The organism is uncultured Aquincola sp. (assembly GCF_964001545.1).
Classification (GTDB): Bacteria; Pseudomonadota; Gammaproteobacteria; order Burkholderiales; family Burkholderiaceae_C; genus Aquincola.
In genome coordinates this window covers 1-7,225 of the sequence record NZ_CAXFDV010000079.1, presented here as the reverse complement: position 1 = coordinate 7,225, position 7,225 = coordinate 1, and the positions used below count along the sequence as shown (strand labels likewise).

Below are 7,225 nucleotides of genomic sequence, written 5' to 3'. Positions count from 1 at the left end.
TGGATCGCCGCCGAGCCGACGCCGCCCGCCCCACCGACGATGAGCAGGGCCGGCGCCGCGCCCGGCACGGGGTCACGCACCTTCAGCCGGTCGAACAGCATCTCCCAGGCCGTGATCATGGTCAGGGGCAGGGCGGCGGCTTCAGTGAAAGACAGGCTCTTCGGCTTCGGCCCGACGATCCGCTCGTCGACGAGATGGAACTCCATATTGGCGCCGGGGCGGTTCAGCGCGCCCGCATAGAAGACGGCGTCGCCCGGCCGGAAGGCCGTGACCTCGGGGCCCACGGCCTTGACGATGCCGGCCGCGTCCCAGCCGAGGATGCGGGCCTCTCCCTCCGGCGGGCGGGCGTTGCGCCGCACCTTCGTGTCGACCGGATTGACCGAGATCGCCTTGACCTCGACCAGCAGGTCGCGGCCGGCCGCGACGGGCTCGGGCAGATCGAGGGGGATGAGGCTGGTTTCGGCGCTGATGTCCTGGGGTTCGCGATAGCCGATGGCGCGCATGGGGGAGGTCTCCTGCATTGCAATGCAGGCGAGATGATCCCTATTCTCGGATGCCGCAAGAACGCACAATTTCCGCCGATAGTGCCGAAAAGGATACCGTGATGCCGCCTCGTTTTCAGGAGCCCTATTGTTCCGCAGGCTGCCCGGTCGAGGCCGCGTTGGGGCTGATCGGCGGCAAATGGAAGGGAATCCTGCTCTATCACCTGATGAGCGGGACGCTGCGCTTCAACGAGATCCGCAAGCGCGTCCCCGGCGTGACCCAGCGCATGCTCACCACACAACTGCGTGAGCTGGAGGCCGACGGGCTGATCCTGCGCGTCGTCTATCCGCAGGTGCCACCGCGGGTCGAATACTCGCTCTCGGACAGGGGGCGAACGCTGCAGCCGGTCATCATGGCGCTGAAGGCGTGGGGCGAACGCCACGCCACGCAGCGGGAGCCGCAGGCCGCCTGAGCGCCTCCGTCAGTAAGGCAGCCCGACATAGTTCTCCGCCAGCGCCGCCATCGCGTGCTCGGACGAGACCAGATAGTCGAGTTCGGCCTGCTGCATGCGCTGCTCGAACGGGCTCTGCTCCGGAAAGAGATGCATCAGCGAGGTCAGCCACCAGGAGAAACGCTCCGCCTTCCACACCCGCGCCAGCGCCTTCTGCGAATAGGCGTCGATGCCGGCCTCGGAATGGTCGAGGAAGAGCTCGCGCAGCGCCTCGAACAGGTAATGCACGTCGCTGGCGGCGAGGTTGAGGCCCTTGGCGCCGGTGGGCGGCACGATGTGCGCAGCGTCGCCGGCCAGGAACAGCCGGCCGAAGCGCATCGGCTCGGCCACGAAGCTGCGCAGCGGCGCGATGCTCTTTTCGATCGACGGGCCGGTGACGAGGTTGGCCGCCACGTCGGCCGGCAGCCGGCGCGCCAGTTCGGCCCAGAAGGCATCGTCGCTCCAGCGCGAGGCCTGGTCGTCGAGCGAGCACTGCACGTAGTAGCGGCTGCGGGTTGCCGACCGCATGCTGCACAGCGCGAAGCCGCGTTCGCTGTGCGCGTAGATCAGCTCATGCGCCACCGGCGGCACGTCGGCCAGCACGCCCAGCCAGCCGAAGGGGTAGACCTTCTCGTGCGTCTGCAGCGCATCGGCCGGCACGCTGGCGCGGCACACGCCGTGGTAGCCATCGCAGCCGGCGATGAAGTCGCACTGCAGCGTGTGGGCCTCGCCGTTCAGCGTGTAGGTGACCCGGGGCTGGCTGCCGCCGAAATCGTGCACCGCCACGTCCTGCGCCTCGTACACGGTGCTCAGGCCGGCGGCGGCTCGGGCGTCCATCAGGTCGCGGGTGACTTCGGTCTGGCCGTACACCACGACATGCTTGTTGGTCAGCGCCTTCAGGTCGATGCGGTGCATCTCTGCGCCGAAGGACAGGTTCACGCCGTCGTGCGGCAGGCCTTCGGCATGCAGGCGCTCGCTCACGCCCGCCTCGTCCAGCAGGTCCACCGTCACCTGTTCCAGCACGCCGGCGCGGATGCGGCCGAGCACGTAGTCGGCGCTGCGCTGCTCGATGATCACGGCGTCCACGCCCTTGCGCGCCAGCAGTGCGCCGAGCAGAAGACCGGAGGGGCCGGCGCCGATGATGGCGACCTGGGTGCGGGTGGTGGGCATGGGACGGGCTTTCGTCGCGGTGGGATGATGAAGGGCGCTACAGCAGCTGCCGCAGCGTGGCCTGCGACTGCTTGAGCGGCGGCAGGCAGTGCTCGACCAGCTGGTCCATGGTCATGCGCTGCGCATGCACGCTGAAGTTCAGTGCCGCGATGGTGTCGCCGCGGTAGTTCTTCAGCGGCACGGCGATGGTGCGCAGGCCGAGTTCCAGTTCCTGGTCCACGCACGCATAACCCTGCGCCCGCGCATGCGCGATCTCGATGCGCAGCCGCTCGGGCAGGGTCACGGTGTGGGGGGTGTAGGCGCGCAGGCTCTGGCGGTAGATCCAGGCGTCCACCTCGGCCTGCGGCAGCGCGGCCAGCAGCACGCGGCCGTTGGAGGTGCAGTGCGCCGGCACCCGGGTGCCGGGCTGCAGCGTGGCCGAGATGACGCGCCCCGCGCTGGTGGCGGCGATGCAGATCACGTCGTCGCCGTCCAGCGTGCCGGCCGACGAGGCTTCCTTCATCGCATAGGCCAGCTTGTGCAGCTCGGGCTGCACGATGCGCGGCAGCCGGGCCGAATGCATGTAGCTCTGCGCCAGCCGCAGCACCTTGGGCGTGAGGGCGAACAGCCGGCGGTCCTGGCTGACGAAGCCCAGGTGGGCCAGCGTGATGAGGTAGCGGCGCGCTGCGGCGCGGGTAAGGCCGGTGCGCTGGGCCACTTCGGCGATGGTCAGGCGCGGGCGGTCCTGGTCGAAGGCTTCGATGACCTGCAGGCCTTTTTCCAGCCCGGCGACCAGGTCACGCGCCGCCGGTCCGGGCGGCGCTTCCGGCCGCGGCGCGTTGCGCCCGGTGGCCGGATCGTCGGTGTGGAAGTCGTCGTCGCTCATGGGAGTCTCTTGTGCGCTATTCGCCCGAGAGGCCGGCCGCTGCAGGGATGGACGCAATGTAGGCAGGCCATCCGCGCGTTGCCAGAGGGTTCGGCTGAGGGTTGGGCGTATGCCGCACAACTCAGCAGCCGGGCACCAGCCTCACGGGTGATGAAGACGAAAAAAAGCCGACCCCGTGGGCCGGCTGCGAACGTGTCGGGCGGTGTTTACACCCGCTCGAGGATGACTGCGATGCCCTGGCCGACGCCGATGCACATGGTGCACAGCGCGTAGCGGCCACCGCTCTTGTGCAACTGGTTCACCGCGGTGGTGGCCAGGCGGGCGCCGCTGGCGCCCAGCGGGTGGCCCAGCGCGATGGCGCCGCCGTTGGGGTTCACACGCGGGTCGTCGTCCTGCAGGCCCAGGTCGCGCAGCACCGCCAGGCCCTGCGCGGCGAACGCCTCGTTCAGCTCGATCACGTCGATCTGGTCCAGCGTCAGCCCAGTCAGGGCCAGCACCTTGCGGGTGGCCGGCGCCGGGCCCATGCCCATGATGCGCGGCGGCACGCCGGCCGTGGCCATGCCCACCACGCGGGCGCGCGGCGTCAGCCCGTGGCGGGCGGCGGCGGCTTCGCTGGCCAGCAGCAGCGCGGCAGCGCCGTCGTTCACGCCGGACGCATTGCCGGCGGTCACCGTGCCGTCGGGGCGCACCACGCCGCGCAGCTTGGCCAGCGATTCCAGCGAGGTCTCGCGCGGGTGCTCGTCCTTGGTCACCACCACCGCCTCGCCCTTTTTCTGCGGGATGGTGACGGGCACGATCTCGGCGTCGAAGAAGCCGCTCTTTTGCGCGGCCACGGCCTTGAGCTGGCTGGCCAGGGCCATGCGGTCCTGCGCCTCACGCTCGATCTTGTAGTCGGTGGCCACGTTCTCGGCGGTTTCGGGCATCGAGTCGACGCCGTACTGCTCCTTCATCAGCTTGTTGATGAAGCGCCAGCCGATGGTGGTGTCGTACACCGCATTGGCGCGCGAGAAGGCGCTTTCGGCCTTGGGCATCACGAAGGGCGCGCGGCTCATGCTTTCCACGCCACCGGCGATCATCAGCCCGGCTTCGCCGGACTTGATGGCGCGCGCGGCGCTGCCCACGGCATCCAGGCCCGAGCCGCACAGCCGATTGATGGTGGCACCCGGCAGCTCCAGCGGCAGGCCGGCCAGCAGCGCGCTCATGCGGGCCACGTTGCGGTTGTCTTCGCCGGCCTGGTTGGCGCAGCCGTACAGCACGTCGGTCACCTGCGCCCAGTCGACCTTGGGGTTGCGGGCCATCAGGGCCCGCAGCGGCACCGCGCCCAGGTCGTCGGCGCGTACCGACGACAGCGCGCCGCCGTAGCGGCCGAAGGGGGTGCGAACGGCGTCGCAGATGAAGGCGTCTTGGGCACTCATGCAAAAGTCTCCTGGGATGTCTGTGAAGCGGTGGGCCGGTCAGTCCAGCGTGACGTTGGCCTTCTTGACCACGTCGGCAAAGCGCTGCGATTCGGTGCCGATGAACTGGTTGAACTGCTCGCGCGTCTGCGGGAAGAGTTCGTAGCCGAAGGTGTCGTAGCGCTGCTTGATGTCGGGCTCGGACAGCGCCTTTTCGATGTCGCGGCGGATTTTCTCGGCGCGCTCGGGCGGCAGCCCCTTGGGCGCGGCGATGGTGGTCCAGCCGATCACCTCGAAGTTGGCCGGGCCGCCCGATTCGCCCACGGTGGGCACGTCGGGGAAGTAGGGCACCCGCTTGGGCGCCGCCACCGCGATGTAGCGCAGCTTGCCCGCGCGCTGCAGCGCGCCCGAGCTGGCGCTGGTGCCCAGCGCGAAGGACAGCTCGCCGGTGGCCACGGCCGTGTACAGCAGCGAGGTTTCCTTGTAGATGACGTGTTCCATCTCGGTGCCGGTCACCGTCTCGAACAGCTCCGAGCCCAGGTGGACCGGGTTGCCCACCGACCACGAGCCGTAGTTCAGCTTGCCCGGGTTGGCCTTGGCGTCCTTGATGATGTCGGCCACGGTCTTGTACTTGCTGTCGGTGGCCACCGCGAAGAAGAAGTTGGTCTTGAACAGCGGCAGCAGCGGATCGAAGTCCTTCTGCGGGTCGTAGGGCAGCTTCTTGAACAGGTGCGGGTAGGCCGACAGGTGCACGTTGTCCAGCTGGATCAGGTCGTAGCCCTGCTTGTCGCCGCGCTTGAAGGTGTCGATGGCGATGAAGCCGTTGCCGCCCGGCTTGTTTTCCACCACCACCGGCTTGCCCCACATCTTCTGCAGCTTCTCGGCCACCATGCGGGTCACGGTCTCGGGCCCCGAGCCGGCCGGGAAGGGCGTGAGGATGCGCACCGGCTTGTTCGGAAAGTCGTCGGCGGCCAGCGCGGGGGCGGCCAGCAAGCTGCCGGCGGCCGCGGTGGCCAGCAGGGTGAACACGCGGCGCGAGATCGGGGTGGTCATGGCTTGTTGTCTCCGGTCGGGAAAATGGTCTTGTGGTCGTCGGGGGGGTGGATCGGTCAGGCTGCTGCGCGCAGCAGCGGCACGCCGGTGACCTTCTGCAGCTCGTCGAAGCTCAGGCCCTCGGCCATGTCAACCACCGCCACACCCTGCGGCGTGATGTCCAGCACCGCCAGGTCGGTGTATATCCGGCTCACGCAGCCGATGCCGGTCAGGGGGTAGGTGCAGGCGGGCACGATCTTGCTGTCACCGGCCTTGGTGGTGTGCTCCATCATCACGTAGGTCTTCTTGGCGCCGATGGCCAGGTCCATCGCGCCGCCCACGGCCGGAATCGCGTCCTTGGCGCCGGTGTGCCAGTTGGCCAGGTCGCCGCCGGCCGACACCTGGAAGGCGCCCAGCACGCACACGTCGAGGTGGCCGCCGCGCATCATCGCGAAGCTGTCGGCGTGGTGGAAGAAGCAGCCGCCCGGCAGCAGCGTCACCGGCTGCTTGCCGGCGTTGATGAGGTCGTAATCCTCTTCGCCCGCGGCGGGCGCCGGGCCCATGCCGATCACACCGTTCTCGCTGTGCAGCACCACCTCGCGCCCTTCGGGCAGGTGGTTGGCCACGGCGGTGGGCAGGCCGATGCCCAGGTTGACGACGGCGCCGTCGGGAATGTCCTGGGCCACGCGGCGCGCCATCTGGTCGCGGGTCCACTTCTTGGGCTGTTCGGCGGGCATGGGAAGTCTCCTTGCGGTCGTGTTCATTCGGGCTTGATGCCGGCTTGCCGGATCACGCGGCCCCACTTGTCGGATTCGGTCTGCATCAGCGCCTGGAAGTCGGCGGCGCTGCCAGCCAGCGGTTCTGCGCCTTCGGCCTTGAAGGCCTCGCGCAGCGCCGGCGATTCGGTGGCCTTGGCCACGGCCTGGCTCAGCGTCCTGAGCACCGCGTCGGGCGTGCCGCGCGGCGCCACCAGGCCATAGGCCAGTGAGCTTTCATAGCCTTTGAGGCCGCCTTCGGCCACGGTGGGTACGTCGGGCAGCCGCGGGCTGCGGCGCGCGCCGGTGATGCCGATGGCGCGCAGCTTGCCAGCGTCGATGTGCGGCAGCGCCGAGGGGATGACGCTGAACATCAGGTCGACCTGGCCGCCCAGCACGTCGGTGAGCGCCGGCGCGGTGCCTTTGTATGGCACATGCAGCAGCTGGATGCCGGCCACTTCTTCCAGCAGCTCGCCGGCCAGGTGGCCGCCGGTGCCGTTGCCGCTGGAGGCAAATGCCAGCTTGCCCGGCGCCGCCTTGGCGCGGGCCAGCAGATCGGCCAGCGTGCGGATGGGGCTGACCGCCGGCACCACCAGCACCAGCGGCGCACTGGCCAGCGGCGCCACCGGCACGAAGGCATTGCGTGCGTCGTAGGGCAGCTTGGGGTAGAGCACCGGGTTGATGGCCAGCGTGCCGGTGTGGCCCAGCAGCAGCGTGCTGCCGTCGGCGGGCGACTTGGCCGCCGCATCGGTGCCCACCGTGCCGCCGGCGCCGGGCCGGTTGTCCACCAGCACCTGCACGCCCAGCAGCGTGGTCAGCTGCGTAGCCAGCTGGCGGGCGAAGACGTCGTTGCCGCCACCGGGCGCGAAGGGCACGATGATCCTGACGGGCTTGCCGGCCGGCAGCTGGGCCAGCGCGCGCAGCGGCGCGCCGAGCGTGGCCAGGCCGGCGGCGCCGGCCATGAAGAGGCGACGCCGCATCACGCGGCCTGCTTGAAGCCGCCGCCGGTGGTGGCCACGCGCGCCACCTGCACCAC

At 69.7% G+C, this 7,225-nt stretch carries 8 protein-coding genes; 1 reads left to right on the top strand and 7 read right to left on the bottom strand.

Features of this window, described 5'->3' with window-relative positions; genetic code table 11:
- Nucleotides 1-503: alcohol dehydrogenase catalytic domain-containing protein (locus ABNT58_RS02855; protein ID WP_348752001.1), on the bottom strand; the 503-nt coding region annotated here is incomplete at its 3' end.
- A 50-nt stretch (nt 504-553) separates the two neighbouring features.
- Here ABNT58_RS02855 and ABNT58_RS02850 point away from each other — a divergent pair.
- Nucleotides 554-955: a helix-turn-helix domain-containing protein gene (locus ABNT58_RS02850; RefSeq protein WP_082735138.1), complete on the top strand. Its 402-nt coding sequence runs from the start codon at nt 554-556 to the stop codon at nt 953-955.
- A gap of 9 nt (nt 956-964) precedes the next feature.
- Here the strand turns inward: ABNT58_RS02850 and pobA are convergent, their stop codons facing one another.
- The 6 genes from pobA to ABNT58_RS02820 form a co-directional block, all read right to left on the bottom strand.
- Entirely contained in the window at nt 965-2,143 is a 1,179-nt protein-coding gene (gene pobA, locus ABNT58_RS02845) for a 4-hydroxybenzoate 3-monooxygenase (protein WP_348752000.1), read from the bottom strand.
- Nucleotides 2,144-2,180: 37 nt separating this feature from the next.
- Nucleotides 2,181-3,008 carry an IclR family transcriptional regulator C-terminal domain-containing protein gene (locus tag ABNT58_RS02840; protein ID WP_348751999.1) on the bottom strand — a complete coding sequence of 276 codons (828 nt, stop codon included), beginning with the start codon at nt 3,006-3,008 and terminating at the stop codon, nt 2,181-2,183.
- Nucleotides 3,009-3,214: 206 nt separating this feature from the next.
- A complete protein-coding gene (gene pcaF, locus ABNT58_RS02835) occupies nt 3,215-4,423 on the bottom strand; it encodes a 3-oxoadipyl-CoA thiolase (protein ID WP_348751998.1) in 1,209 nt (402 codons plus the stop codon).
- Between the two features lie 39 nt (nt 4,424-4,462).
- A complete protein-coding gene (locus ABNT58_RS02830; protein WP_348751997.1) occupies nt 4,463-5,455 on the bottom strand; it encodes a tripartite tricarboxylate transporter substrate binding protein in 993 nt (330 codons plus the stop codon).
- Nucleotides 5,456-5,511: 56 nt separating this feature from the next.
- Nucleotides 5,512-6,171 carry a 3-oxoacid CoA-transferase subunit B gene (locus ABNT58_RS02825; RefSeq protein WP_348751996.1) on the bottom strand — a complete coding sequence of 220 codons (660 nt, stop codon included), beginning with the start codon at nt 6,169-6,171 and terminating at the stop codon, nt 5,512-5,514.
- Nucleotides 6,172-6,194: 23 nt separating this feature from the next.
- Entirely contained in the window at nt 6,195-7,169 is a 975-nt protein-coding gene (locus ABNT58_RS02820; protein WP_348751995.1) for a tripartite tricarboxylate transporter substrate binding protein, read from the bottom strand.
- Nucleotides 7,170-7,225: the final 56 nt, after the last annotated feature.

Bases quoted from the DNA above. Each gene is read 5' to 3' on its own strand.
- ABNT58_RS02850 (WP_082735138.1), top strand. From the start codon at position 554: ATGCCGCAAGAACGCACAATTTCCGCCGATAGTGCCGAAAAGGATACC.
- pobA (WP_348752000.1), bottom strand. From the start codon at position 2,143: ATGCCCACCACCCGCACCCAGGTCGCCATCATCGGCGCCGGCCCCTCC.
- ABNT58_RS02840 (WP_348751999.1), bottom strand. From the start codon at position 3,008: ATGAGCGACGACGACTTCCACACCGACGATCCGGCCACCGGGCGCAAC.
- pcaF (WP_348751998.1), bottom strand. From the start codon at position 4,423: ATGAGTGCCCAAGACGCCTTCATCTGCGACGCCGTTCGCACCCCCTTC.
- ABNT58_RS02830 (WP_348751997.1), bottom strand. From the start codon at position 5,455: ATGACCACCCCGATCTCGCGCCGCGTGTTCACCCTGCTGGCCACCGCG.
- ABNT58_RS02825 (WP_348751996.1), bottom strand. From the start codon at position 6,171: ATGCCCGCCGAACAGCCCAAGAAGTGGACCCGCGACCAGATGGCGCGC.
- ABNT58_RS02820 (WP_348751995.1), bottom strand. From the start codon at position 7,169: ATGCGGCGTCGCCTCTTCATGGCCGGCGCCGCCGGCCTGGCCACGCTC.